This window comes from Streptomyces sp. CA-288835, from assembly GCF_050936385.1.
Classification (GTDB): Bacteria; Actinomycetota; Actinomycetes; order Streptomycetales; family Streptomycetaceae; genus Streptomyces.
The window spans coordinates 4,437,339-4,461,487 of sequence record NZ_JBNJMW010000001.1 but is presented as its reverse complement, the minus strand read 5'-3'; the positions used below and the strand labels follow the sequence as shown (position 1 = coordinate 4,461,487).

Sequence of the window (24,149 nt, the reverse complement as noted above, 5' to 3'; positions counted from 1 at the left end):
GGCCGAAACCCGAGCCGTAAACCACGCCGCATACCAGGGCCCCACCAGACGAGCGGCGACTCGGGCCCGGCGTAAATCGCGAGCGTGGCGGGGGCGGTCCACGGGACCATTGCGTATGGCTTCCGTTGCGCCCGACTGGCACCTCACCCGTGACCTCGAGGTCTTCCTCGACTGCGCCGGGGGCTTCCTGCGCTCGGAACCCGCCCTGCACACCGTGCAGTTGACAGTCACCGACGCGCTGGCCAGGCAGGGATCGGCTGCATACGGGCCGAAGCCGCCGCACTTCGCGTGGCTCACGGACCGGGACGGTGCCGTGTGGGCCACCGCCCTGCGGACACCCCCGTACGAACTGAATCTCACCGCCACCGCCCCCGAAGCCGCCGACGCCCTCGCCGCGCGCCTCTCGGAGGCCGGTCACGCACTCCCCGGTGTCAACGGCCCCGCAGACACGGCCGCCGCCTTCGCGACCGCCTGGGAACGCCGTACCGGAGCCACCGCGCAGCTCACGACGAACCAGCGGCTTTACCGGCTCGGCACGCTCACACCACCCGACCCGGCCCCGCCCGGCAGGGCGAGGCTCGCCACCGGGGACGACCACGCGCTGGTCGCGCAGTGGCACGCCGAGTTCTCCACGGCGACGGGCGGGCGGCCCATGCGCGACCCGGGCCGCTGGGCCGAGGGCCGGATCGCCCACGGCGGCATCACCTTCTGGGAGACCCCAGACAGCACACCCGTCTCGATGGCGGGCGCCCTGCCGAAGGTCGCCGGGCAGATCCGTATCGCGCCCGTCTACACCCCGCCCGCCCTGCGGGGGCACGGTTACGCCGCTGCCGTCACCGCCGCAGTCAGCCGCGCTGCGCAGGCTGCGGGCGCCGACGAGGTGCTGCTCTTCACCGACCTCGCCAATCCGACCAGCAACGCGCTGTATCAGCGGATCGGCTATCGGCCGGTACGGGACTTCGCCGTCCACACGTTCCGTACGTAACGCCCCGTACGTGACGCCCCGTACGTGACGCCCCGTACGTAACGTCCCGTACGGGACGCGCCTCAGACCTGCCCGAGGTCTGACGACAGGCAGTGCTCGGGGCGCATACGGACGACCACCTGCTCGCCGTGTTCCTTCCAGGCGAAGTCGACGTAGCCGTCGACCTTCTCGGGCGGGAGGTAGCGGGTGGCGAGTTCCCGGAGGTGCTCGATGGTGGCGGGGATCGTGTCGATGACCGGGCCCTCGACCGATACGTACCGGATGGTGGGTTCGAGTCGGTCGACCAGCAGGGAGAACCGGCCCGCCGCGCCGATCAGCCGGTTCTTGCGGGAATCGAGCCCGGTCAGGATCCATACGGTGCCGTCGGACGCGTACTGGTACCAGACCGGCACGGTGACCGGACCCCGCCCCTCCCCGGCATCCACCGCGAACGCGGCGATGTGCGGCTCAGCCAGGAACTGCTCACGCTCTTCGCGACTCAGCGCCATCTCGGTCTCCTCCACCCTTCAGGATGCGGACAGTACGGAGGTTCTCCTCAAATTCAGCGTGCCCCGTACTGCCCGGTATTCCGAGCCGGCTGCGTGCCGCGACGGCCGGCTCACGCCTGCCGCTGCGTACCGCGACGGCCGGCTCACGCCTGCAGATAGGCGAGTACGGCCAGTACCCGCCGGTGATGTTCCAGATCCGGCTCCATGCCCAGCTTCATGAAGATGCTGCGCACATGCGTCTCGACGGTTTTGCCGCCGATGCGCAGGCAGCGGCTGATGGACTCGTTGGAGCGGCCCTCCGCCATCAGTGCCAGCACCTCGCCCTCGCGCCGGGTGAGCGTTTCGAGGGCGCCGTCCACGCGTCGGCGGCCCAGGAGGCGGCGGACGATCTCCGGGTCGATGAAGGGTTCGCCGGCCGCCACGCGCTTGATTCCCTCGGTGAGTTCCGAAGGGTCGGCGATGCGGTCCTTGAGGAGGTAGCCGAAGCCGCCCGGCGCGCGGGAGAGCTCCTGGACCGCGGTGCCGGTCTCGACGTACTGAGAGAGCAACAGGACCCCGGTCTCCGGGAATCGGTCCCGTATCCGCGCGGCTGCCCGTATGCCCTCGTCCGTGTGGGTCGGGGGCATGCGGATGTCGACCAGCGCCACGTCGGGGCGCAGCTCGGCGACCAGGCGGAGGAGCGTGTCCGCGCAGCCTGCCTGGCCGACGACGGTGAGTCCCGCGTCCCGCAGCAGCCGTACGAGGCCCTCGCGCAGCAGTACGGAGTCCTCGGCCACGATCAGTCGCACGGCAGCTCCACTCGTACTCGTGTCCCGCCCCCGGTTGGGCTGTCCACGTGCAGTGTGCCGCCGGAGGCGGTGACCCGGTCGGTGAGGCCGCGCAGCCCGGTGCCGAGTGCCGGGTCGGCTCCGCCGACGCCGTCGTCGGCCACCTCGATCACCAGCCGGTCGCCCTCGCGCCGCCCGGAGATGCTGACCGCCTCGGCCTTGGCGTGCTTCGCCGCGTTCGCCAGCGCCTCGGAGACGACGAAGTACGCGGTGGTCTCCGTCAGCGGCGCGAAACGTCCGGGCTCGACCATGACGACGACCGGGACCTCCGCCTGTTCCGCGAGGGCGGTGACGGCCGGCGCGAGACCATCCCGGGTGAGCACGGCCGGGTGGATGCCGTGGGCGAGGTCTCGCAGCTCGTCCAGCGCCTGGCGCAGGGACCGTTCGGCCTCGGCGACCGTGAGCCGCAGCGCGGGGTCGGGGCCCCGGGACAGCCCGGCGTCCAGGCGGCGCAGCGTCATCAGGGCGAAGACCAGCCTCGTCTGGGCGCCGTCGTGCAGATCCCGTTCCAGCCGCCGCCGTTCCTCGTCCACGGCCCGCAACAGCCGCGAACCGAAGTCGGCCGCCTCCCGAGCGCGCGTGGCGACCTCCGCCCGCAGCCGGCCGGCCCGCAGACACAGCCGGACCGCCCCGCACACGGCCGACATCAACTCCTTGTCCTCGTCGAGCGCGACGTCATGCACCAGCACCGCCATGGGTCTCCCGGAGCCGGCCGGGTCCTCCACGGCCGTGGCACTCAGCCCACTGCCGGGCCGGGGGAGCGGGAGGGACCGCCCGTCGGGGTCGACGTAGGCGCCCGTGCCCTCCGTAGTGCCCTCCTCGGCCCGCAGGCCGAGCCGCAGGGAAGGATCTCCGAGCACCCGCACCAGTACGTCCTGCACCTGCCGCGGTGTCGGATCCGCGCCGACCTCGATGACCAGGTTGCCCACCGAGGCCCGGTGCAGCCGCATACGCAGCAGGCCGGCCAGGAAGGCGAACGGTACGGCGATCTGGCTCGCGTCCGACGGCCAGGTCAGCAGCGCGTTCGCGGCATCGAGGGCGCCCGGGGCCAGGACGTAGAGGACCTCCCACCCCACGAAGGCCACGGCGACGGCGATCGCCACCCAGGCCGGCATCAGCACACGCCGCCGTGCCGGGCAGGCGAGCCGCCAGCGCCGTACGAGCGCCACCAGGCATACGACGGTGAGCAGCGCCCCCGCCCAGCGGTAGACCAGGTCGACCGCGTCGAACAGCCCCGGCTCTGACCACAGGAGCAGGGCGTTCGCGTCCGGGCCGCAGTCACCGCAGGACAGATAGCTGGCCTCGGAGCTGACCGCCGGGTCGTACAGGGTCACCCGCAGCAGTCCGCCGACGGCCACCAGGCCGTAACCGACCGCCACCACGCCCCGGTCCAGGGCCGTGGCGAGCCGCCCGTCGGGAAACGCGAGCAGCAGATGCGCCAGCACGGCCAGGTTCAGCGCCTCGCCCCAGGCGCCGAGGGTGAACAGCAGCGGTACGCCGGTGCCTTGCAGGTTTCCGATGAACCAGGTGATCCCTTCGGCCAGCATCAGCCGCCCGGTGCGATTGGCGGGCCGCCGCCACCAGGCGATCAGCCCGGCAGCCGCGTACGACCAGCCCACCGCCACATCGCGTACGAGATCCGCCCGGGACGCCCCCGCGCGGCCGTAGGCCCAGGCCCCGCAGACCCCGGCCGCGAGCGCGACCACGGCCCAAAGCAGCAGCGGCGAGCGGAAGTTGGTTCTCCCCCCGGTCCCTTCCACGGCATGACGATAAAGCGCCGCCGGTCGGCACGGTGCGCCGCAGCACGGAACCGGCCGGGCGCGCGGGGCCGGCCACCATGCACCGCTGGCTTGTTTGTGACTCAGGGCCAGCCCCGATGTGCCCCGGGCCACAGGTACGTACGTTGTGGTCGTCGCGGCGCACCGGGACTCCACCGAGCGGGAGGGGGGTTCGGTGGATCTCCCGGGCGCCGCCTCCCCGCGGCGGCAATTGTCCCAAGTCGCTGCGTTTTCAAAGGAGTCCGAATCCTTCGGTTCCCTGCAGTGTGCACATGAACGGCAGGCGAGTGGGTCGACCTGCGGTCTTGTACGCCCGCACCTCGGCGAGAAGCCGGTCCATGTCGGCCCGCTTCTCCTCGGGCGACCGGACCGGGATCCCCGCAGCCCTCTGCTGTTCGTGGACCCGGCGCTTGACTTCCTCCCAGCGGACGGTGCTCATCCGTACTCCTTCGTTGCCGGCTCACCGATGTGGGCCAGAGAGCTTCTCGGCGATCGGGATGCTGGTGTCGTACCAGCCGCTCCAGTCTCCGGCCTTCGGAGGGTGGGTCACGCCCGGTTCACCCGAACGAGGAGCCTGCCCCGTTCCTCACTCCCGCCCCAACACCACCGTCCCCGAAGAGCAGAACCACCCACCCGTACCGGACGCGACGGCCAACTGGGGCAATTCCCCGTCCCTCCGGCGCACTTGACGCGCAGCCGCCTCCCCCCGCAACTGCCGCACCGCCTCCACGAGCAGGAACAGCCCCCGCATGCCCGGGTGTTGGGCCGACAGGCCGCCTCCGTCCGTGTTCACCGGCAGGTCCCCGCCCACCAGCAACCGGCCCTTCTCGACGAACGCGCCGCCCTCGCCCTTCTCGCAGAAACCCAGGTCCTCCAGGGTTACGAGCGTCATGTAGGTGAAGGCGTCGTAGATCTCGGCGAAGTCGATCTCGTCCGGTCGTACGCCCGCCCGGTCGAAGGCGAGCCGGCCGCTCTCCGCCGCCGGGGACACCGTGAAGTCCTGCCACTCGGACATGGTCGTGTGGGAGACGTGTTCGCCGGTGCCGAGGATCCAGATCGGGGGTGTGCGGCAGTCTCGTACGTACTCCTCCGCTGCCAGAAGGACCGCCGCGCCGCCGTCGGAGCGTAGGCAGCAGTGGAGTTTGGTGAAGGGGTCCGCGATCATCGGGCCCGAGAGGACGTCGTCGATCGTGATCGGCTCGCGGAACATGGCTTCCGGGTTGAGCGTCGCGTTGGCGCGCGCCTGGACGGCGACGGAGGCCAGCTGCTCGATCGTGGTGCCGTATTCGATCATGTGGCGGCGGGCGGCCATGGCGTACTTGGCGATCAGGGTGTGCCCGTACGGGACCTCGAACTGCAGCGGGCCGCGTGCGCCGAACGACAGGTTCCCGGTACGGCGGCCCGCCTTGATGTCCGCGCGGGCCGTGGACCCGTACACGAGCAGGACCGCGTTCGCGTGCCCGGCGGCGATCGCGTCCGCCGCGTGGGCCGCCATGACCTCCCACGTCGAGCCGCCCACCGACGTCGAGTCGACCCACGTCGGCCGCAGGCCCAGATACTCCGCCACCTCGACGGGTGCGAGCGTACCGAGGCCCGCAGAGGCGAAACCGTCGACGACCTCGCGGCCCAGGCCCGAGTCCGCCAGGGCTCGGCGGGCCGCCTGCGCGTGCAGGGCGTACGGGGTTGCCTCGTCCACCCGGCCGCAGTCGGAGAGGGAGACGCCGACCACCGCCACCTTCCGGGCCTTACTCGCCTTCCGCTGAGCCCGAGATCGAGACCGAGGCTGGGGCTGAGACCGAGACTGACTCATGAATCTGACGGTACATCAGATATCGCTGACTCCGGGAGAGCGTCGCAGCTTGCGCACACCCCTGTGCATCTCGCGGCCCCCGCTCTACCATGACGCGCCGTCAGATTTCCAGGAGGAGGGGCCCATGGACGCCCGCTTCACCGCCGAACAGGACGAGATCCGCCGCACCCTGCGCGAACTGCTCCTCAAACGCTGCGGCCCGGAGGAGGTCAGGGCCGCCGTGGAAACCGCCGACGGTCATGACCCGGCCCTCTGGGAAGCCCTCGCCGGACAGCTCGGCCTGCCGGGGCTCGCGCTCCCCGAGACGTACGGCGGGGTCGGCTGCTCGACCACCGAACTCGCCCTGGCGAATGAGGAGTTGGGCCGCGTTCTGGCCCCCTCGCCTCTCCTGTCCACCGCCGTACTGAGCGGGCCACTGCTCCTCGCCCTCGGTACCGAGGAGCAGCGAAGCAAACTACTGCCGCGCATCGCTTCCGGCGAGCTGGCCGCCGCCCTCGCCGTACCCGGTACGTGTCTCGCCACCGCCCTCGGTCTGACCGGCGGCAACCACGGCGACTGGGCGGGCGGCGGGCGGGCGGGAGGCGTGCAGGCCAAGCGCTCGGAGGGCGGTGACTGGCGGCTCTACGGGCAGGTCGATCAGGTGCTGGACGGGCACAGCGCGGGGCTGCTGGTCGTGGCCGCGCACACCGGTGGGTTCTCCCGCTCCCGCACGCTGCTGTTCCTCGTACGGGAGGGGGCCGACGGGCTCGTACGCGTACGGCAGACGTCGCTCGATCAGACGCGTCCGCAGGCGCGTATCCAACTCCGGGATGTGCAGGCGGAGTTGGTCGGCGAGGACGAGTCCGCCGATGTCGTCGGCGCGCTCTCCGCCGTCGGGGACACCGCGGCCGCTGCCCTTGCCGCCGAAGCGGTCGGTGCCGCCGATCGCGTACTGGAGCGGACCGTCGAGTACGTCAAGCAGCGGGAGCAGTTCGGGCGGGCGCTCGGGTCGTTCCAGGCGGTCAAGCATCGGCTGGCCGACCTGTATGTGCAGGTCCAGGCGGCCCGCTCGGCCGCCTACTACGCGGCCTGGGCGACAGCTGCGGCGGCTGCGACTGCCACGAGCCCCGCGACCACCGATGCGACCACCTCGAGCGGCGAGCGCGTAGGCGGGCTTGCGCTCGCCCAGGCCCTGGAGGCCTTGCGCGCCACCGCCTCCGAGGGCGTCCAGCTACACGGCGGGATCGGGTTCACCTGGGAACACGAGGCGCATCTGTACTTCAAGCGGGCGGCCGGCGACGAGCTGCTCTTCGGGCCGGTGCACCGGCTGCGGGCCTACGCTGCAGAGGAAGCGCACCTCTTCGACGGCGGCGAGGTGGCGGTCTGATGCCCCACGGAGCACACGGATCACAGGGAGCACACCAGGTGCCGAACGCCCGGCGCGTACCCGAAGCGGTACGGAAGGCCGTACAGCGCGTGTCCTCGACCCGGACCTTCGCCCGCGTCGCCCCGCGTCTCATCCCCGCGATGGACCGCGCCGTACACCGGCTCACTCGCGGAAAAGTCCTGCTCAGCGCCCAACTGCTGCCCGGCGTCATCCTCACGGCGCGCGGGGCGAGGAGCGGGCTCCCCCGGCGTACGCCGCTCGCCTGCATGCCGGAAGAAGGCGGAACCTGGATTCTCATCGGATCCAACTTCGGCCGTACGGACCACCCGGCCTGGACCGCCAACCTCCTCGCCCACCCTGACGCGGAGATCAACTGGAAGGGCCGGGACATCCCTGTCACCGCCCAGCTCCTGCAGGGCGAGGACCGGGACACGGTATGGAAGGCGCTGCTGGACTTCTGGCCGCCGTACGCGACGTATCAGGCACGGGTCGCTCGAGAGATACGGATCTTCAGGCTCGTACGACGTGGAGAGGGTCCCTAACGCCGGGCCCGTAGCGCGACAACGCGAGGGACCCGTAACGCGACAAACGGCAGCTCACCGGAGCGGACTCCGAAGTGAACTGCCGTCTGGCTGACAGGATTTGGGCCTACGAAGCGTGGGGGAGTGTGGGGGGTACCAAACCGTACTAACAATGACTGAGGGTGAACTATCTCGTCGGTTTCCTACCGGTCACGCCCATATGCACCAACAGGGCCAGATTCGGCTTGAGTTCGGCCTGCTTCACGCCCCAGGACTGGAAGCCCTTCTGGTGCGAGGCGACCGCGGCGAGCATCGCGACGAGTGAGCCGGCCATCGCCGCCGGGCTCACGTCCTTGTCGATCTTGCCCTTGGCCTGAAGCTCCTTGACCGTGTTCGTAAGGGAATTGTTCACGGAGTTCAGGATCTTCATACGGATCTTGTAGAACCGTTTGTCCCCCTCCGCTGCTCCCAGGTCGACGACGCGCAGGATGGCATCGTTTTTGCGCCAGAAGTCGAGGAAGCCGTCGACGAGGTCCTGAGAGGTCTGCCAGCCGGCCTTGCCGACCCACGATCGCCCCTCGAGGAGTTCGGTCAACGCCGCACCCTCCGCGGCCATTTGCTCGGCGATCTCCAGGACGGCGCCCTCGACGTCCGGGAAGTACTGGTAGAAAGTCGCCGGTGACGTGCCCGCCTTCCGCGCGACGTCAATGACTTTGACGTCCCGGTAGGGCGACGAGCTGAGCATTTCGCTGAGGCAGTCGAGCAGCTTCTGCCGAGTCGCCTGCCCACGCCGTCCGGCCACTCGGCCGTCGACGGTACGCACTTGTCCTGTCATGCCGTCAGCTTACCGAGGGGTGATCGGGGCGCGATTCGGCCGACTGCAAATGGGGTGCGGCTGCCCTGCGAGATGTGGGGGAGGCGCTTAGCTTGGCAGTATGGCCGAATCCCAGTCTTCTGCCACGGGCGCCGGTGGCGCCGGTTTCGGGGAGGGTGTCCCCTGCTGGGTCGACGCCCAGCTCCCCGATGTGGAGGCGGGCAAGCGCTTCTACGGCGAGCTCTTCGGGTGGACCTTCGAGGCGGGGTACGGGGCCTCCACCTGGGCCTACAGCGAGGGGCGGGCGGTCGCGGCGCTCACGCCCAAGCGGGACGGGCGGATGCCCACCGTGTGGACGGTGTACTTCGCGACTCCGGACGCCTTCGGCCTGGCCGGGCGGATCCGGGAAGCGGGCGGTCAGGTGATCACGGATCCGGTGCCGGTGGACACGTATGGAACGGTGGCGCTGGCTGCGGATCCGGAGGGTGCGGTGTTCGGGCTGTGGGAGGGCGGCGAGCACGCCGGTTTCGAGCGGCGGCACGAGCCGCGAAGCTTCGCCTGGGTCGAGCTGTACGCCCGGGACACCAAGGTCGCCGACGACTTCTACGGCGAGCTCTTTCACGACAGCCTCCTGGGGCCCGATGCCGCGCCCGACTTCGGCCGCGTGGCGATCGCCGATGTCTTCCCGGCCGAGATGCCACCGCACTTTCTTGTCCACTTCGGGGTGGCGGACTGTGATGAGGCAATGGGTACGGTGAGCCGACTGGGCGGCCGAATCCAGGTGCTTCCCTTCGAAGCGTCGTACGGCAGTGTGGCGGTCGTCACCGACAATCAAGGAGCGTCTTTCGCGGTGCTCCAGCGCTGAAGACAGACGAGAAGCGCTGAAAAAGTACAGAAAGGTACTGAGCGGCGAGTGAGACGTGACGTAATTGTCCCGGAACGCCCTGAGACATCCACGTCCGGCCCCGGGTTCGCAACCGGTGGCCGGGCCAGGAAGAATCGGAGTGCGTGCCGCCGGAGCGGTTCGGTGGTGAGACGCTGCGCAGTGGCTGGAAACACAGCCGCGTACGGGGAGGTGGCAGGCAAGTGGTGGATCAGCTGACGCAGCACGATCCGCGACGGATCGGGCCGTTCGAGGTTCTGGGACGGCTGGGTGCCGGCGGCATGGGGCTGGTCTATCTGGCGCGCTCGGCTTCGGGCCGGCGGGTGGCGATCAAGACGGTCCGTACGGAACTCGCCGAGGACCAGCTGTTCCGGGTCCGCTTCGCGCGCGAGGTCGAGGCGGCGCGTGCCGTGTCCGGCTTCTACACGGCGGCCGTGGTCGACGCCGACCCGCGTGCGGCCGTGCCGTGGCTGGCCACCGCGTTCGTGCCCGCGCCCTCCCTCGAGGAGATAGTGACCGAGTGCGGGCCGCTCCCGGCCCAGGCGGTGCGCTGGCTGGCGGCGGGCGTCGCGGAGGCGCTGCAGTCCATCCATGGCGCCGGGCTCGTCCACCGCGACCTCAAGCCGTCCAATGTGCTCGTGGTCGAGGACGGACCTCGCGTGATCGACTTCGGTATCGCGTCCGGTGTCTCCAACACCCGGCTGACGATGACCAACGTCGCCGTCGGTACCCCGGCATACATGTCGCCCGAGCAGGCCAAGGACTCACGCAGCGTGACCGGCGCGAGCGATGTGTTCTCGCTCGGCTCGATGCTCGTGTTCGCCGCCACCGGCCATGCGCCCTTCCACGGCGCGAACCCCGTCGAGACCGTCTTCATGCTCCTGCGGGAAGGCCCGGACCTCGAAGGCCTTCCCGAGGAACTGCGCCCGCTGATCGAGTCCTGTATGCAGATGGAGGCCACGGCCCGCCCCAACCCCGCCGACCTCCAGGCCCAGCTCGCCCCGCATCTGTTCGGCTCCGGCTCCGACGACAGCGGTACGGCGTCCGCGTGGCTGCCCGAGCGGGCGGTGAGCCTGATCGAGACGCGGCGCGGGGGGCGTCCGGCGAAGCCGTCGTCGTCCGGCGGCGGCCGCAGTGGCGGACGGGGTGCGCCCGATGCAGGGGCCGCCGCCGGGCCCGCGGCGCCCGCGGTGCCTGCGGTGCCGCCTCCGCCGGCGCATGACCCGCCCGTGCCCGTCGGCGCGGGTGCGGGCCGGCACGGTGGCGCTCCCGACAACGGGCCCGTACGTCTCGCAGGGGCCCCCGTGCCCATCGGGCCGGGCCCGCGGGTCTCCGACGCCCGCGCCGCTGCCGTGAAGGCGCCTCCTCCGGACGCGGGACTCGCCGCCTCCTGGGCCCGGCCGCGCCCCGGCGTCAACGGCGCCGATCCCGCCGTACCCGCGCCCACGTCGGCCCCCGAGCCCGACTCCGGCTCGTCCTGGCGACCGTGGCGCTTCCGTATGTCGAACGACGTGTGGGGTACGCCCGCCGTCGCCGGCGATCTCGTCTACGTCACCTCCTTCGAAGTGCACGCCCTGGACGTGGGGACCGGCCGCCGCCGCTTCAAGACGCGGGACGTCGCCTGGTCGATGACCGTCTCGGACGGCCGGATCCACGCCTCCGACGGGCCCACCCTCTTCGCCCTGGACGCCCGCGAGGGCGGCGACCTGTGGCGGCTGCCGACAGACGCCTGGGTGTACTCCCTCAAGGCCGACCGCGGCACCGTCGTCACCGGCACCCGCGGCGGCGGCGTACAGGCCTGGGAGGCTTCCAGCGGCCAGAAGCTCTGGGAACTCACCGGCGCCCAGGCCGACTTCGAGTCTCCCGAGGCCGGGCCCGTCATCCACGACGGAACGGTGTACGTGTGGAAGGACGCCCGGCTGCGCGCCCTCGACGCGCGTACGGGCGACGAGCGCTGGTCCTATCCGATCGGCGACGCGGCCTCCTGTGGCGGCGTTCCTCTCCGCCTCACCCATGGCGACGACGGGTACGTGTACGTGTCTGCCGGCACCCGCGTTCTCGCCATCGATGTCGCCGGCGGGCACGTCCGCTGGCACTTCGAGGCGCCCGCCGTCTTCCTGAGCCCGCCCACCTTCGCGCCGGGCCCCGCCGTCACGGGCGGTGGGGTCTACCTCGCCGACTACCTCGGTACGGTGTACGCGCTCGACGCCACGGATGGCCGTGACCGCTGGCGTATCGCCACCGAGTCCCGGGCCTCGATCGATCCCGTGCTCGTCGAGGCCGGGCACGTCCACGTGGGCAGCGGCAAGGGCCTCTACACCCTGAACGCCGTCACCGGCACGCCCCAGTGGCGCTTCCAGGCCGGTGGCGACCTCGTCGGTTCCCCCGCGGTGGCCGACGGCCGCATCCACTTCGGCTCCACGGACCACCTGCTGTACACCCTGAAGGCCGACGACGGCCGCCTGCGCTGGAAGCTCGCCACGGGCGGGGAGATCACGGGTGCGCCGGTCGTCAAGGACGGGGTGGTGTACGCGTGCAGCAAGGATCGGTGCGTGTACGCGTTGGACGCGGAGAAGGGGACGGGGACGGCGCGGACGTCGTGACGGGGTTTGTTTCGCCCCGCCGCCCCTACCCGTCCCATACCGGGGCCAGCCCCGGACCCCGGCCATGGGCTGCGCCCCTGGCCCCCGCTCGGGGCTCCGCCCCGGACCCCGTTCGGGGGCCAGCCCCCGAACCCCCGCTCCTCAAACGCCGGAGGGGCTGATTTTTCAGCCCGTCCGGCGTTTGAGGACGAGGCCGCCAGGCCGATAGCGGGGTCTGGGGCGCAGCCCCAGCGGGGTCCAGGGGCGGAGCCCCTTGGTATGGGACGGGTAGGGGCGGCGGGGGCGAAGACAACCCCCACGCCCCCTCACCGCACCCTGAACTCCCGCCGCCGCCCCGCAAAAAGCCCGGCCTGCCGATCGCCCGGCAAGTTGCCGAGCGAGATGAGATGCGGGGCCTGCGCGAACCCCTGCGCCAGGCCGGCCTCCTTCGCTGCCCACAGTGCGCGGACAGTGCCCTGCACGCCCTCCGCCGGATACCCGGCGATGACACCGGCGCAGGTGACCGCGGCGTCCAACGCCCCGCCCGCCTCGGTGAGTTCGGACACCAGCCCGACCTCGTACGCCCGCCGCGCCGAGATCCGCTCCGCCGTCCCCATCAGCATCATCCGCGCGACTTCTCCGTACGGCATCCGCTGTGCCATCAGCACCGACTCGTACGCGCTGACCATGCCGTACGTGGTGTGCGGGTCGAAGAAGGTGGCGTCGGCACCGGCGATGAGGAAGTCGCTCTCGCCGAGCAGGTAGAAGGCCCCGCCACAGGCCATCCCCTCCACGGCGGTGACGACCGGCTTCCACAGGTCGTTCGTCTTCGGTCCGATCCGCAGCAGCGGATCGTCCTGCATGTACGGCGAATTCGGCTGCGGCACGAGGGCGTCCCGGTCGAGACCGGTACAGAACGCCCGCTCACCGGCCCCCGTCAGCACGATGGCCCGTACGGAGTCGTCGAACCGCAACTCGCGCCACACCTGGGTGAGTTCGTCGGCCATGGCGACATCGATCGCGTTCAGCCGCTCGGGGCGGTCGAGGGTGACGACGGCGACGCCGGTGTCCTTGTCCGTGGTGAGGCGTATGGTCACGGGCGCTCCAGGGTCCACTGGGGGAGGTGGGCCGTCCCCTCGAACACCACCTGCACCTTCGCGCCGATCCGAATCCGTTCCGGCGGAAGGGAGTTGAGGGCGGCGCTGGCGCAGCTGACCAGGTTTCCGACGAGCCGGATGTGCGGCGCCTCGGCGAGCTCGACGACGATCACGTTGTACGGCGCCAGCTCCGCGTACGCCGGAAGCAGTGGCGGATGCGGGACGACGTACGACCAGATACGCCCCTTCCCGCTCATCAGCCGCCACTCGCTCGCGAAGGACTGGCAGTGCGGGCAGCAGGGCCGCGGCGGGAACCGGAGTTCGCCGCAGTCGGCGCAGGCCTGGACGCGGAGTTCGCCTCGGGCGGCGTACTCCCAGAAGGGGGCGCCGTCGTCGTCGAGGACGGGGGACAGGAGGGACGGGGATTCTCCCGGCACTGGCATCGTCAACTCCTCATACTCCTCATAGCCCACATACTCCTCATGGTCCTCAACTCGTCAGTTCCTTAGGAGGATCGCGGATGTCGGTACGCCCTCGCCCGCCGTGACCAGGCAGGTCGAAGCGCCCGGGACCTGGGCGGTGCTCGTCCCGCGCAACTGCTTCACGCCCTCGTTGATGAGGTTGAAGCCATGGACGTACGCCTCGGAGAGTCCTCCGCCGCTGGTGTTGATCGGCAGCCGCCCTCCCATCTCTAGAGCGCCCCCTTCCGTGAACGCCCCGCCTTCGCCGCGATCGCAGAAGCCGTAGCCCTCCAGGGAGAGCGGGATGAGTGCCGTGAAAGCGTCGTAGATCTGGGCGACGTCCACGTCATGCGGCCCGAAGTCCGCTTGCTTCCACAGGTGTCGGGCCGCGGTCCACGCCGGGCCGGTCAGCGGGTCGTCGTTCCAGTAGTTGACCATGCCGTGGTGCTGGGCGGGCAGGCCCTGGGCGGCGGAGTGGACGTACACGGGGGTGTGCCGGCAGTCGCGGGCCCGTTCCTTCGACACGATCACGCAGGCCAACGCCCCGTCCGTCTCGAGGCAGTTGTCGAAGAGGCAGAGGGGTTCGCTGATCCAGCGGGAGGTCATGTACATCTCGCGGGTCAGCGGGCGCTCGTACATCATCGCGGCGGGGTTCTGGTTGGCGCGGTTGCGGCAGGCGAGGGCGACGTTGAAGAGGTGGTCGCGGGTCGCGCCGTACTCGTGCATATAGCGGCGCGCGAGCATGGCGATCTCGTCGGCCGGGCGGAGGAGGCCGAAGGGGCGGGTCCACTGGGCGGGGGTGGGGAGTTGGACGGCGGTGTTCTTCCAGGGCCTCGGCCCGGAACCCCGCTTCCGCGACCGCCAGGCGACCCCGACGGAGGCTTGCCCGGTGGCGATCGCGGCCGCGAGATGGGCGACGGTGGCGCACGAACCACCCCCGCCGTAGCCCACTTTGCTGAAGAAGGTGAGATCCCCGGCGCCGATCGCCTTCGCCAGCTCGACCTCGTCGGTCTCCTCCATCGTGTACGAGGCGAGCGCGTCGACCTCGCTCGGCGGGATCCCGGCGTCGTCGAGCGCGGCGAGTACGGCCCGGCAGGCCAAGGTCTTCTCGGACTCCGGGAGTTGCTTGGCGAAGGGGGTCTGACCGATCCCGACGATGGCGGTCGCGTCCTTGAGCCCGGCCATGGGTACGTACCTCCCTGGAGTCCGCACTGCTGACAGTGCGTCAGGCTACAGCTAATCTGACGGGTAGTCAGCTAGTGGTGCGCCTGTTGGTATGGGGAGGCTTGCGATGCGCGGGGACCTGGAGTGGGGCAGCATCCCGGGGCTGGTCCGTGCGGCGGCCGACCGGTACGGGGACGCCGAGGCGGTCGTGGAGGGCCGTACGCGCATCTCGTACGCCGAACTGGGCGCCCGCGTGGAGCGAGCCGCCGCGGCCTGCGTCGCGAACGGTGTCCGGACCGGCGACCGCGTGGCCATCTGGGCCCCGAACTCGCTGGACTGGATCGTCTCGGCCCTGGGCGCGGTGTCGGCCGGGGCGGTGCTCGTACCGCTGAACACGCGCTTCAAGGGGGCCGAGGCGGCGTATGTGCTGGAGCGCAGCCGGGCCAGGTTGTTGTTCGTGACGGGGACGTTCCTGGGGACGTCGTATGTGGCGTCGCTGCGGCGGGCGGCTTCGGAGGGGCCGACGTCGGAAGGGCCCGGTGCCGGGCCGCTCCCCGGACTGCCGCACCTGGAGCAGGTGGTGGTGCTGTCGGACGACGCGCCCGCCGACTTCCGTACGTGGAAGGACTTCCTGGCGAGCGGAGACGGGGTGGGGGAGGCGGAGGTACGGGCGCGCTCAGAGGCCCTGACGCCCGACTCACCCTCCGACATCATCTTCACCTCGGGTACGACCGGCCGTCCCAAGGGCGCCGTGATCACGCATGCCCAGACCCTGCGGGCGTACGAGGTGTGGAGCGACCTGGCAGGCCTCCGCACCGGCGACCGCTACCTGATCGTGAACCCCTTCTTCCACACCTTCGGCTACAAGGCCGGTGTCATCGCCTGCCTGATGCGGGGCGCGACGATGGTCCCGCAGCCGGTGTTCAACATCGACACGGCGCTGGCGAACATCGCCTCGGAACGCATCTCGGTGCTCCCCGGCCCGCCGACCCTCCACCAGTCCCTCCTGGACCACCCGTCCCGGGACTCGTACGACCTCTCGGCCCTGCGCCTGGTGGTGACGGGCGCGGCCGTCGTCCCCCTCCAGCTCGTCGAACGTCTCCGTACGGAACTCGGTGTCGGAACGGTCCTGACCGCGTACGGACTCTCCGAAGCGAGCGGCATCGTCACGATGTGCCGCCGCGGGGACGAACCGGCGGTGATCGCGTCCACGTCGGGGCGGGCGATCCCGGACACGGAGGTGAAGGTGGTGGACCCGACGGGAGCGGCCCTGCCGCCCGACACCCCGGGAGAGGTCCTGGTCCGCGGCTTCAACGTCATGCAGGGCTACTTCGAGGACCCGCAGTCGACGGCCGCTGTGCTGACGCCGGATGGCTGGGTGCGTACGGGGGATGTCGGCGTCCTGGATTCCGAGGGCAACCTCCGCATCACCGACCGGATCAAGGACATGTTCATCGTCGGCGGCTTCAACGCGTACCCGGCGGAGATCGAGCAACTCCTCGGCCTCCACCCGGATGTGGCCGACGTCGCGGTGATCGGCATCCCGGACGGCCGGCTCGGCGAGGTGGGCAAGGCCTATGTCGTACGCCGCCCCGGGTCGACCTTGACCTCGGACGACCTGATCGCGTGGGCACGACGCGAGATGGCGAACTACAAGGTGCCGCGGGTGGTGGAGTTCTTGGGGGAGCTGCCTCGGAATGCGAGCGGGAAGGTGGTTAAGGGGGAGTTGCGGGGGCGTTGAAGCGGGCCCGACCCTCCGCCGGGTGAGGGCCTACGTCAGTTGATGAAGGTGCCGTGGGGGCCGCCCGCTTCTTGGTCAGTGTCGTGCTTCCACGTCCCGAGTAAAGGGCGCTCCGCTGCGCTACGCGTCGGCTACGCCGATCGGCCTCCGGCCGACCCTTGACTCGGGCCGTTCCAGCACGGGTGAGAAGCGAGCGGGCGGCCCGAGGAAGGGTGTCCCAGGTCGGCTGAGGGTGCGGTGGGGAACCTGGTCACCCGGAGGGCGTGGGCGCGCTCGCGCCTCGCCAGCACGCCGGGCCGGCTCAGCGGCCGACGGCCGGTGGGTGGGTAGGTGAGTTACGGAAAATGTGACACTGAGGGGGTCAAGTGTCACACTTTCCCGCAACTGGTACGGAGCCTGGGGCGGGCGGCCGAATCGCCGCAACTCCGAAGCAACCAGGGGGAAGCAACCAGGGTGGGTTCAGGCCGACGGGCAACGACCGCCCCGCTCCTTCATCGCATCAATTACTTCTTGATGTTCGAGAGGAAGGCGGACCAGGCGGTGGGGCTGAGCAGGAGTACGGGGCCGTTGTGGGACTTGGAGTCGCGGACGGGGATTGCTTCGGGGAGGTTGGGGGCTACCTCTACGCAATCACCGCCGGTGCCGTTGCTGTAGCTGCTCTTGCGCCAGAGCGCGGCGCTCAAGTCAATCTCGTGGCTTGCCATTTCGATAGTCCTCTGCCGCAGCCTCGATCATGGCCAGGGACGCCTCAGGCGGCAGTGCGGCGGCCCTGAGCAGATCGTACGACTCGCGGTACTGCTTCACGAGCGCCGGGTAGTCGATGACTTGGCCGCTGTGCAGGCTCTCGACGTACACCACAGGGGGAGCATCCGCGAAGGTCATGATCTTGGTCATGCCCATCATGAACGGGTGGGCAGCTGCGTTTTCCGGGACGATCTGCAAAATGGAGCGTGTGGTCCGGACCACCTCCGCGATGTGATCCAGTAGTTCGGCCATCTGCTCGTCCGGGAGGATCGGGCGACGGATCAGCGACTCGTCGAGAATCGCCCAGAACTTCGGTGGATTCTCCGAGCTGAAGAGTTCCACCCGTGCCACCCGGGCGCTCACCTTCTCCTCGACCTCTTCGTCCGAAGCCCGGGGCATGGCTGCCCGTACGAGCGCCCGCGCATACGCCGCGGTCTGTAGCAGCCCAGGCACCAGCATCGGTGCCCACTCCTCAATCGACGCCGTCAGCCGCTCCATCTCCGCGACATCCGCGAAGTACTCGGCGTGCCCCGACCTTCGCGCCTTGCGTACGTCCTCGCACCGGCGCTCGAAGAAGCCGTCGGTCTTCAGGACCCGGTCCACGTGCTGCGCCAGGTCGCGCGGCATGCGCCGCTCGCCGCGTTCGATCTCGCTGAGGTGGCTCTGTCCGTAGAAGCTCCCCTCTACCAACTGCTGAAGCGTGAGCCCCGCTTCCTCCCGCTTCCACCGCAGCTCCTTGCCGTAGAAGGTCGGGACGCTCTCCGAACCGTCGATGTCCTTGCGTCGCACCATGGCTTCCGCCCAATCCACAACCGGGCGAGGCCGCGCATGCCGATGGGGGTCGAGCCCACCTGGCTCGGCCCCCATCGGAGACGCCTCGGCCGCGGCGGTTCCCCCTCCGCGCCGCCGCGGCCGATCCCCGTCGGGAAGTGGGCTTCTTGGAGTGTCAGCTGGGCGGGCTGTTGTCCTCGGGCTTGGTGTCTCCGTCCGCCACCGGCTGGCTGGGCGGGCTGTTGTCCTGGGTGGTCGCGCCGCCGTCTGACACCGGCTCGCTCGGCGGGCTGTTGTCCAGCGTGGTGAAGCCCTCCTTGCCTACCGGCTCGCTGGGCGGGCTGTTGTCTGCGGGCTTGAAGTCCGTGTCCTTGGCCTTCTCGGTCATGTGCTCAACTTCCTCTTCTCTGGTGAGTGCGAAGTGAGGAACGCCCGCCCGGATGCTCCCCCGAGGGCCACCGGACGGGCGTCTTGGAGCCGTATCCCCCGGTCGGGCTCCTCGTCAGACCGTCTGCCCCCCGACGCGACGGTGTGACAGATATGACAGTGCCTTGCGGCGATAAACGAATGCTGAACGTCCGCAACACACTCGAGCATCTCCTGTTGCCAAGGCACGCTCAGGCCGCCGCGGTAGGCCTGAGCAACGCGCGTACCTCGTCGGCTTCCTCGGCGCTGTCGTTCGCTTCGTAGAGGTTGAGAGCCTCCCGCCAACAGGCCTGCGCCCGGTCCGCCTGCCCGAGAGCCGAGAGTGCCCGGCCGAGGAGGGTCAGGACATTGCCCCGCATCCAGTCGCCGCCGACGCAGCCGAGAGCGAGCGCCTGTTCGGCTCCTTGGGCCGCTCGTGCGGGGCGACGGACGGCGAGATGCACCTCGGCGATCCGGAAGTGGGTGTTTCCCTGCCAGAGCCGCTGCCGATGGTCGGTGAAGATGCCCAGCGCGTCCGAGAACTCGCTGAGCGCCTCGGCGTGACGTCCGGCGGCGGTCAGAGCCATGCCCAGGTTGTAGTGCCCGTTGGCTTTGCGCATCGGCTTCCCCAACTCGGAGTGGGCCGCGAGTGCTTGCTCTGCGATCTCGACCGCCTTCGCGACGTTGCCCATCCCCAGATGGGCGCGGGAGAGGTTGGCGAGCGCGACGGCTTCGTTGAGTCTGTTGCCGACCGCCCGGTAGCCCTCTATCGCCTGGTCGAAGAGCGTCTTGGCGTCCACGTACCGCTTCTGCCGCAAGAAGATGTTGCCCCGGTCGTTGGCCGCCCAGCTCCTCGCAGTGATGTCCTGCGCGGAGGCCGCGAGTTCCATGGCCAGCTCGGCCTGTTCCGCCGCCTGATCGATACGGCCGCAGACCAGGAGGACCTGAGAAAGGGTCGTACGCGCTCTGCCCTCCGCCCGTACGTCTCCCGCCGCCCGGGTGGCCTCGCAGGCCGCTCTCGCCGTTGTCTCGTACTGGTGGGAGTTCGCGCCCGACTCGGTCAGGTCCTTGGCCATCCACAGGAGGTCGACCGCGCGCCGGATCCGGTCCGTGCCTGCGGACTGCTGTACGCAGGCCAACAGGGAAGCCGCCTCCGTGTACAGCCAGTCCAGGGCGGCGGCGCCCTCGGTGAACCGCAGTCCCGCGTACTCCGTCGGCTCCAGGTGATCTACGAGCCGGTCACCGGGCCGCTCGATCGCATAAACCCCCGCCGCCGTGGCCAGGTAGAAGTCCAGCAACCGCGACATCGCCGCATCCCGCTCGCTCGGCGGCTGCTCATCCCGCTCCGCGCATGCACGCGCGTAGAGCCGCACCAAGTCGTGGTACCGATAACGACCCGGCGCCGCGGACTCCAGCAGTGACGTATCGACGAGCGACTCCAGCAAGTCCTCGGTGTCGTCCGGCGGAAGGTCCAGTACGGCCGCGGCGGCGGCCAGGGAAATGTCCGGCCCGTCCGCCAGCCCCAGCAGCCGGAACGCCCGCGCCTGCGCCGGCTCCAACTGCCCGTATCCCAGCTCGAACGTGGCCTTCACCGCCAGATCTCCGGCCTGCAGCTCATCCAGCCGCCGCCGTTCATCGCCCAGCTTCGCCGCCAGCACCGACACGGTCCACGTACGACGGGCGGCCAGCCGAGACGCAGCGATGCGGATGGCGAGCGGCAGGAAGCCGCACGCCGCCACCACGTCCAGCGCGGCCTCCCGCTCCGAAGCCACCCGTTCCTCGCCCACGATCTTCGTGAAGAGCAGCAGCGCTTCCTCGGGGGACATCACGTCCAGGTCGACCAGATGCGCGCCCGCCAGATCCACCATCCGTACGCGCGAAGTGACCAGCGCCGCGCAGCCCTCCGTCCCGGGCAGGAGTGGACGCACCTGGGCGGCGTCTCGCGCGTTGTCCAACAGCACGAGCACCCGGCGCCCGTCCAGGACCGACCGGTACAGCGCCGCCCGCTCCTCCAGCGAGTCCGGGATGGCTGAGTCAGCCGTCCCCAACGCCCGCAGAAAGGCCCCCAGCACCGTCTCCGGCTCGGCCGCCCGCGCCCCCGCCCCCTGCAAGTCCACGTACAACTGCCCGTCCGGGAAGGCGGACCGCGCCTGATGCGCCACATGCACCGCCAGCGTCGTCTTCCCCACGCCCCCGATCCCGGCCAACGCCGACACCGCCATCACCCGGCCCTCGGCCGCCGACGCCGCCGACAGCACCTCGCTCAGCTCGGCCACGAAGGATGCCCGGCCGGTGAAGTCCGAGACGGTGGCGGGGAGTTGGGCCGGTTTCACCGGTGCGGCCGCGGGCTCCTCCACCGGCGCCGACGGTTCGGCCAGCGCCGGGTCCGCCTGCAAGATCCGCTGCTGCAAGTCCTTCAGATCCGGCCGCGGGTCCACGCCCAGCTCATCCGCCAGCAGGCGCCGCGTATCCGCGTACACCGCCAGGGCCTCCGCCTGCCGCCCGCTGCGGTACAGCGCGAGCATCAGCAGTTCCCGCAGGCGCTCGCGCAGCGGATGGGCGGCTGTCAGAGCGGTCAGCTCGGAGACGGCCTCCGCGTGGCAGCCCTGGTCGAGGTCCATGTCGAGCCGGGTCTCGACCAGTTGCAGCCGCCACTCCTCCAACCGGGTCCGCTGCGTGTCCGCGTACGGACCCGGAACACCCGCCAGCACCTCCCCGTCCCACAGGCTCAGCGCCTTGTTCAGTAGGACGCGCGCATGGCACAGATCGCCGGCATTACGGGCCTTCTCCGCGTCCGTCGCCAACTCCTGGGCCAGAGCCAGGTCCAGCGCCCCCTCGCCGAGCGAACGGATCGCGTACCCGCCCGACTCGCTGACCAGGACCCCGGAGCCGAGGACCTTCCGGAGGCGAGAGGCGTACGTACGGACCGCCGCCAGGGCCTGGGAGGGCGGCTCCTCGCCCCAGAGGGCGTCGATCAGTTCGGAGGCCGTGGCCGTACGGCCCTCGCGCAGGAGCAGTGCCGCGAGCAGTGCTCGTTGCTGCGGGGAACCGGTGGGCAGTGGCTCCGCGCCGTGCCAGGCGCGTACCGGGCCGAGCAGGCTGAAGCGGAGCGGCGCGTCCGATTTCTCGGGGCGCTCCTGCTCCAGCGGCTCTACTCGCGGTACACCGTCCATCGCTGTCCCCCTGCCGAAAACCCCTGCCGAACTGTCATGACAACCAGGCCAGTTTGCCTTGTGACCGCCGGATACGTCAGCCGTGGGAGACGCCGATCACAGGCGGACATGCCATGGACTGAAACGTCTCACATAGCCCTCACACGGTCCTCTCAACCTAGAGACCGCTTACCGCAAACGGATACAGGGGCGGCTCGGCCGGTGAGCCGTCGACCGCACGGCGCCCGCATAGCTGACGCCCCGTCAGATCAGCGCTACCGTAAGACCTCATGGAGACCATGGAGACCTTCCCGAAGATCATCTCGGTGGACGACCACACGGTCGAGCCCCCCAACGTCTGGCGGGACCGGCTCCCGTCGAAGTACCAGGACCGAGGCCCCCGTATCGTCCGCGCGCCGCTGAAGGAAATGACCTTCCTGGGCGGCAAGTTCGCCCCCGTCATGGGCAACCCGGGCGACGACGGCCCGATCGGCGACTGGTGGGTCTACGAGGACCTGCACCGCCCCCTCACCCGCCTCGACACCGCCGTCGGGTACTCCCGCGACGAGATCAAGCTCGAGATCATCACATACGAGCAGATGCGCCCCGGCTCGTACGACGTCCCGCAGCGCCTCGCCGACATGGACGTCAACCACGTCCAGAGCGCCGTCTGCTTCCCCACCTTCCCCCGCTTCTGCGGCCAGACCTTCACGGAGGCGAAGGACCACGAGCTGGGTCTGCTGGGGGTGCGTGCGTACAACGACTGGATGGTGGAGGAATGGTGCGGGCCCGAGGCGCAGGGGCGGCTGATACCGCTCACCCTCATCCCCCTCTGGGACGCCGAACTGGCGGCGCAGGAGGTACGCCGCAATGCCGCTCGCGGCGTACGCGCCGTCGCCTTCTCCGAAATACCCCCGCACCTCGGACTGCCGTCCGTCCACACCGACGACTGGGACCCCTTCCTCGCCGCCTGCGACGAGACCGGCACCGTCATCGCCATGCACATCGGGTCCAGCAGCAAGATGCCCTCCACCTCCGCGGATGCGCCGCCCGCCGTCGGCTCCACCATCACCTTCGCCAACTGCTGCTTCTCGATGGTCGACTGGCTGATGAGCGGCAAGTTCGAACGCTTCCCGAACCTCAAGGTCATGTACGCGGAGGGCCAGATCGGCTGGATCCCGTACATCCTCGAGCGCGCGGACGTCGTCTGGGAGGAGAACCGCGGATGGGGCGGAGTGGCCGACAAGGTCCACCGCCCGCCCTCCGAACTCTTCGCCGAGCACGTCTACGGCTGCTTCTTCGACGACGCCTTCGGCCTGAAGAACCTGGACGCGATCGGCGTCCCGAACGTGCTCTACGAGACCGACTACCCCCACTCCGACTCCACCTGGCCCAAGTCCCGCGAGGTCGGCGAGGCGCAGATGGGCCACCTGGACGCGGACGTGGTCGACCGGATCGTACGGCGGAACGCCATCGATCTGCTGGGGCTGACGGAGGACGGGCTGTGGGCCGGACCGGGCGGTGCCAGTTGAGCATCGGACCGCAGCACGGATTGCAGTACGGGATGCAGCTCCCGATCCAGTCGCAGAGCACGATCTACGCCGAGGCCTGGGAGGCGGCGGCCGGCCCCGACGACCTCGTGGAGATCGCCCGGGCGGCCGACCGCTCCGGCTTCGCGTACATCGCGAGCTGCGACCACGTCGCCATCCCGCGCCGGCTCGCGGCCGCGATGAGCACCGTCTGGTACGACCCGGTCGCCACGCTCGCCTTCCTGGCCGCGGCCACCGAACGCGTACGGCTGCTCAGCCATGTCGCCGTGGTCGGACTCCGGCACCCGCTCATCACGGCCAAGCAGTACGCGACCCTCGACCACCTGAGCGGGGGCCGCTTGATCCTGGGCGTCGGCGCCGGCCACGTACAGGAGGAGTTCGAGGCGCTGGGGGCCGACTTCGAGCGCCGCGGACCCGTACTCGACGAGAGCATCGACGCGCTGCGATCCGCCCTGGGCCCCGACGAATTCCCTGAGCACCACGGGAAGTTGTACGACTTCGAAGGGCTCGGGCAGCGGCCACGGCCGGCGCAGGCTCACGTACCCATCTGGGTCGGCGGTTCCTCACCCGCCGCCCTGCGCCGGGCCGCGGTCAAGGGGGACGGGTGGCTGCCGCAGGGGGATCCGCGGGACCGGCTGCCGGGCCAGATCGCCCAACTGAAGCGGATACGGGAAGAGGCGGGCGTCGCCCAGCCGGTCGTCCTCGGCGCCATCACCGAGCCGCTCTACGTGGGGGAGCCAGGGTGGGACGTCGGGCGTCGCACACTCTCCGGCCACCCCGAAGCCCTGGCCGAGTCCCTACGGGCGTACCGGGCAATGGGCGTACACCAGATCCAGGTCCGCTTCCGCTCCCGCAGCCGAAGTGAACTCACGGACCAGATGGGGACGTTCGGAGCGGAGGTGGCTCCGCATCTCTAGCTGAACCACTCTGGCCTTTTCCCCCTCTACTCGGCTAGAACTTCTTCGGCCCCACATTCACCAGTGGGTTCTCGTGGATTCGACCGCTCAGGG

21 protein-coding genes are annotated in these 24,149 nt (G+C 70.2%); 8 read left to right on the top strand and 13 right to left on the bottom strand.

Going from position 1 to position 24,149, the window contains the following annotated elements; genetic code table 11:
* The first annotated feature begins 115 nt into the window (after window positions 1-115).
* Entirely contained in the window at window positions 116-985 is an 870-nt protein-coding gene (locus ACQEVY_RS19900) for a GNAT family N-acetyltransferase (protein ID WP_432950349.1), read from the top strand.
* 62 nt (window positions 986-1,047) lie between these two features.
* Here the strand turns inward: ACQEVY_RS19900 and ACQEVY_RS19895 are convergent, their stop codons facing one another.
* The 5 genes from ACQEVY_RS19895 to ACQEVY_RS19875 all read right to left on the bottom strand — a co-directional run bounded on the left by ACQEVY_RS19895 (window position 1,048) and on the right by ACQEVY_RS19875 (window position 5,807).
* On the bottom strand, window positions 1,048-1,473 hold the full coding sequence (locus tag ACQEVY_RS19895) for a pyridoxamine 5'-phosphate oxidase family protein (RefSeq protein ID WP_432950345.1): 426 nt from the start codon (window positions 1,471-1,473) through the stop codon (window positions 1,048-1,050).
* Window positions 1,474-1,616: 143 nt separating this feature from the next.
* The gene (locus ACQEVY_RS19890; RefSeq protein ID WP_432955304.1) at window positions 1,617-2,255 is read right to left on the bottom strand and encodes a response regulator transcription factor; all 639 of its coding nucleotides are present in this window, start codon (window positions 2,253-2,255) and stop codon (window positions 1,617-1,619) included.
* Window positions 2,252-4,060 (bottom strand): sensor histidine kinase, encoded by a 1,809-nt coding sequence (locus ACQEVY_RS19885; RefSeq protein WP_432950343.1) that lies wholly within the window; start codon window positions 4,058-4,060, stop codon window positions 2,252-2,254. Before ACQEVY_RS19885 ends, ACQEVY_RS19890 begins: the two co-directional genes overlap by 4 nt.
* Window positions 4,061-4,310: 250 nt before the next feature.
* Window positions 4,311-4,517: a hypothetical protein gene (locus ACQEVY_RS19880; protein ID WP_432950341.1), complete on the bottom strand. Its 207-nt coding sequence runs from the start codon at window positions 4,515-4,517 to the stop codon at window positions 4,311-4,313.
* Window positions 4,518-4,664: 147 nt separating this feature from the next.
* Window positions 4,665-5,807, bottom strand: coding sequence for a thiolase C-terminal domain-containing protein (locus ACQEVY_RS19875; RefSeq protein ID WP_432955303.1), 1,143 nt, complete (start codon window positions 5,805-5,807; stop codon window positions 4,665-4,667).
* A gap of 205 nt (window positions 5,808-6,012) precedes the next feature.
* Between ACQEVY_RS19875 and ACQEVY_RS19870 the strand changes: the two genes are divergently transcribed.
* Complete coding sequence (locus tag ACQEVY_RS19870; protein ID WP_432950339.1) at window positions 6,013-7,254, top strand: acyl-CoA dehydrogenase family protein; 1,242 nt, start codon at window positions 6,013-6,015, stop codon at window positions 7,252-7,254.
* A gap of 38 nt (window positions 7,255-7,292) precedes the next feature.
* Window positions 7,293-7,796: a nitroreductase family deazaflavin-dependent oxidoreductase gene (locus ACQEVY_RS19865; protein ID WP_432950337.1), complete on the top strand. Its 504-nt coding sequence runs from the start codon at window positions 7,293-7,295 to the stop codon at window positions 7,794-7,796.
* A 166-nt stretch (window positions 7,797-7,962) separates the two neighbouring features.
* On the opposite strand, the gene ACQEVY_RS19860 is transcribed toward ACQEVY_RS19865, so the two are convergent.
* The gene (locus tag ACQEVY_RS19860; protein WP_432950335.1) at window positions 7,963-8,610 is read right to left on the bottom strand and encodes a TetR family transcriptional regulator; all 648 of its coding nucleotides are present in this window, start codon (window positions 8,608-8,610) and stop codon (window positions 7,963-7,965) included.
* A gap of 100 nt (window positions 8,611-8,710) precedes the next feature.
* Between ACQEVY_RS19860 and ACQEVY_RS19855 the strand changes: the two genes are divergently transcribed.
* Together ACQEVY_RS19855 and ACQEVY_RS19850 are read left to right on the top strand one after the other, a co-directional pair.
* Window positions 8,711-9,454 carry a VOC family protein gene (locus ACQEVY_RS19855; RefSeq protein WP_432950333.1) on the top strand — a complete coding sequence of 248 codons (744 nt, stop codon included), beginning with the start codon at window positions 8,711-8,713 and terminating at the stop codon, window positions 9,452-9,454.
* A gap of 221 nt (window positions 9,455-9,675) precedes the next feature.
* Window positions 9,676-12,075 (top strand): PQQ-binding-like beta-propeller repeat protein, encoded by a 2,400-nt coding sequence (locus ACQEVY_RS19850; protein WP_432950331.1) that lies wholly within the window; start codon window positions 9,676-9,678, stop codon window positions 12,073-12,075.
* 305 nt (window positions 12,076-12,380) lie between these two features.
* On the opposite strand, the gene ACQEVY_RS19845 is transcribed toward ACQEVY_RS19850, so the two are convergent.
* Genes ACQEVY_RS19845 through ACQEVY_RS19835 form a run of 3 tightly spaced genes read right to left on the bottom strand, consistent with a single transcriptional unit; the run spans window position 12,381 to window position 14,797 of the window.
* The gene (locus tag ACQEVY_RS19845; RefSeq protein WP_432950329.1) at window positions 12,381-13,151 is read right to left on the bottom strand and encodes an enoyl-CoA hydratase/isomerase family protein; all 771 of its coding nucleotides are present in this window, start codon (window positions 13,149-13,151) and stop codon (window positions 12,381-12,383) included.
* Window positions 13,148-13,594 carry a Zn-ribbon domain-containing OB-fold protein gene (locus tag ACQEVY_RS19840; RefSeq protein WP_432950327.1) on the bottom strand — a complete coding sequence of 149 codons (447 nt, stop codon included), beginning with the start codon at window positions 13,592-13,594 and terminating at the stop codon, window positions 13,148-13,150. Before ACQEVY_RS19840 ends, ACQEVY_RS19845 begins: the two co-directional genes overlap by 4 nt.
* Window positions 13,595-13,648: 54 nt before the next feature.
* Window positions 13,649-14,797 carry a lipid-transfer protein gene (locus tag ACQEVY_RS19835; protein WP_432950325.1) on the bottom strand — a complete coding sequence of 383 codons (1,149 nt, stop codon included), beginning with the start codon at window positions 14,795-14,797 and terminating at the stop codon, window positions 13,649-13,651.
* Between the two features lie 106 nt (window positions 14,798-14,903).
* On the opposite strand from ACQEVY_RS19835, the gene ACQEVY_RS19830 reads away from it, so the two are divergent.
* Window positions 14,904-16,517 (top strand): FadD3 family acyl-CoA ligase, encoded by a 1,614-nt coding sequence (locus ACQEVY_RS19830; protein WP_432950323.1) that lies wholly within the window; start codon window positions 14,904-14,906, stop codon window positions 16,515-16,517.
* Between the two features lie 503 nt (window positions 16,518-17,020).
* Here the strand turns inward: ACQEVY_RS19830 and ACQEVY_RS19825 are convergent.
* From ACQEVY_RS19825 to ACQEVY_RS19810, 4 genes are all read right to left on the bottom strand, one after another.
* Window positions 17,021-17,221 (bottom strand): DUF397 domain-containing protein, encoded by a 201-nt coding sequence (locus tag ACQEVY_RS19825; protein ID WP_432950321.1) that lies wholly within the window; start codon window positions 17,219-17,221, stop codon window positions 17,021-17,023.
* On the bottom strand, window positions 17,202-18,053 hold the full coding sequence (locus ACQEVY_RS19820) for a helix-turn-helix domain-containing protein (protein WP_432950319.1): 852 nt from the start codon (window positions 18,051-18,053) through the stop codon (window positions 17,202-17,204). Before ACQEVY_RS19820 ends, ACQEVY_RS19825 begins: the two co-directional genes overlap by 20 nt.
* Before the next feature lie 154 nt (window positions 18,054-18,207).
* Window positions 18,208-18,420, bottom strand: a complete 213-nt coding sequence (locus ACQEVY_RS19815; RefSeq protein ID WP_432950317.1) for a hypothetical protein — start codon at window positions 18,418-18,420, stop codon at window positions 18,208-18,210.
* Between the two features lie 229 nt (window positions 18,421-18,649).
* Complete coding sequence (locus tag ACQEVY_RS19810) at window positions 18,650-21,610, bottom strand: AfsR/SARP family transcriptional regulator (protein ID WP_432950315.1); 2,961 nt, start codon at window positions 21,608-21,610, stop codon at window positions 18,650-18,652.
* A gap of 278 nt (window positions 21,611-21,888) precedes the next feature.
* Here ACQEVY_RS19810 and ACQEVY_RS19805 point away from each other — a divergent pair, with 278 nt between their 5' ends.
* Both ACQEVY_RS19805 and ACQEVY_RS19800 read left to right on the top strand, forming a co-directional pair.
* Entirely contained in the window at window positions 21,889-23,121 is a 1,233-nt protein-coding gene (locus tag ACQEVY_RS19805) for an amidohydrolase family protein (RefSeq protein ID WP_432955301.1), read from the top strand.
* 32 nt (window positions 23,122-23,153) lie between these two features.
* Window positions 23,154-24,056 (top strand): TIGR03619 family F420-dependent LLM class oxidoreductase, encoded by a 903-nt coding sequence (locus tag ACQEVY_RS19800; protein ID WP_432950313.1) that lies wholly within the window; start codon window positions 23,154-23,156, stop codon window positions 24,054-24,056.
* The last annotated feature ends 93 nt before the right edge of the window (window positions 24,057-24,149 follow it).

Bases quoted from the DNA above. Each gene is read 5' to 3' on its own strand.
- ACQEVY_RS19900 (WP_432950349.1), top strand. From the start codon at position 116: ATGGCTTCCGTTGCGCCCGACTGGCACCTCACCCGTGACCTCGAGGTC.
- ACQEVY_RS19895 (WP_432950345.1), bottom strand. From the start codon at position 1,473: ATGGCGCTGAGTCGCGAAGAGCGTGAGCAGTTCCTGGCTGAGCCGCAC.
- ACQEVY_RS19880 (WP_432950341.1), bottom strand. From the start codon at position 4,517: ATGAGCACCGTCCGCTGGGAGGAAGTCAAGCGCCGGGTCCACGAACAG.
- ACQEVY_RS19870 (WP_432950339.1), top strand. From the start codon at position 6,013: ATGGACGCCCGCTTCACCGCCGAACAGGACGAGATCCGCCGCACCCTG.
- ACQEVY_RS19860 (WP_432950335.1), bottom strand. From the start codon at position 8,610: ATGACAGGACAAGTGCGTACCGTCGACGGCCGAGTGGCCGGACGGCGT.
- ACQEVY_RS19855 (WP_432950333.1), top strand. From the start codon at position 8,711: ATGGCCGAATCCCAGTCTTCTGCCACGGGCGCCGGTGGCGCCGGTTTC.
- ACQEVY_RS19840 (WP_432950327.1), bottom strand. From the start codon at position 13,594: ATGCCAGTGCCGGGAGAATCCCCGTCCCTCCTGTCCCCCGTCCTCGAC.
- ACQEVY_RS19835 (WP_432950325.1), bottom strand. From the start codon at position 14,797: ATGGCCGGGCTCAAGGACGCGACCGCCATCGTCGGGATCGGTCAGACC.
- ACQEVY_RS19830 (WP_432950323.1), top strand. From the start codon at position 14,904: ATGCGCGGGGACCTGGAGTGGGGCAGCATCCCGGGGCTGGTCCGTGCG.
- ACQEVY_RS19825 (WP_432950321.1), bottom strand. From the start codon at position 17,221: ATGGCAAGCCACGAGATTGACTTGAGCGCCGCGCTCTGGCGCAAGAGC.
- ACQEVY_RS19820 (WP_432950319.1), bottom strand. From the start codon at position 18,053: ATGGTGCGACGCAAGGACATCGACGGTTCGGAGAGCGTCCCGACCTTC.
- ACQEVY_RS19815 (WP_432950317.1), bottom strand. From the start codon at position 18,420: ATGACCGAGAAGGCCAAGGACACGGACTTCAAGCCCGCAGACAACAGC.
- ACQEVY_RS19810 (WP_432950315.1), bottom strand. From the start codon at position 21,610: ATGGACGGTGTACCGCGAGTAGAGCCGCTGGAGCAGGAGCGCCCCGAG.
- ACQEVY_RS19805 (WP_432955301.1), top strand. From the start codon at position 21,889: ATGGAGACCTTCCCGAAGATCATCTCGGTGGACGACCACACGGTCGAG.
- ACQEVY_RS19800 (WP_432950313.1), top strand. From the start codon at position 23,154: ATGCAGCTCCCGATCCAGTCGCAGAGCACGATCTACGCCGAGGCCTGG.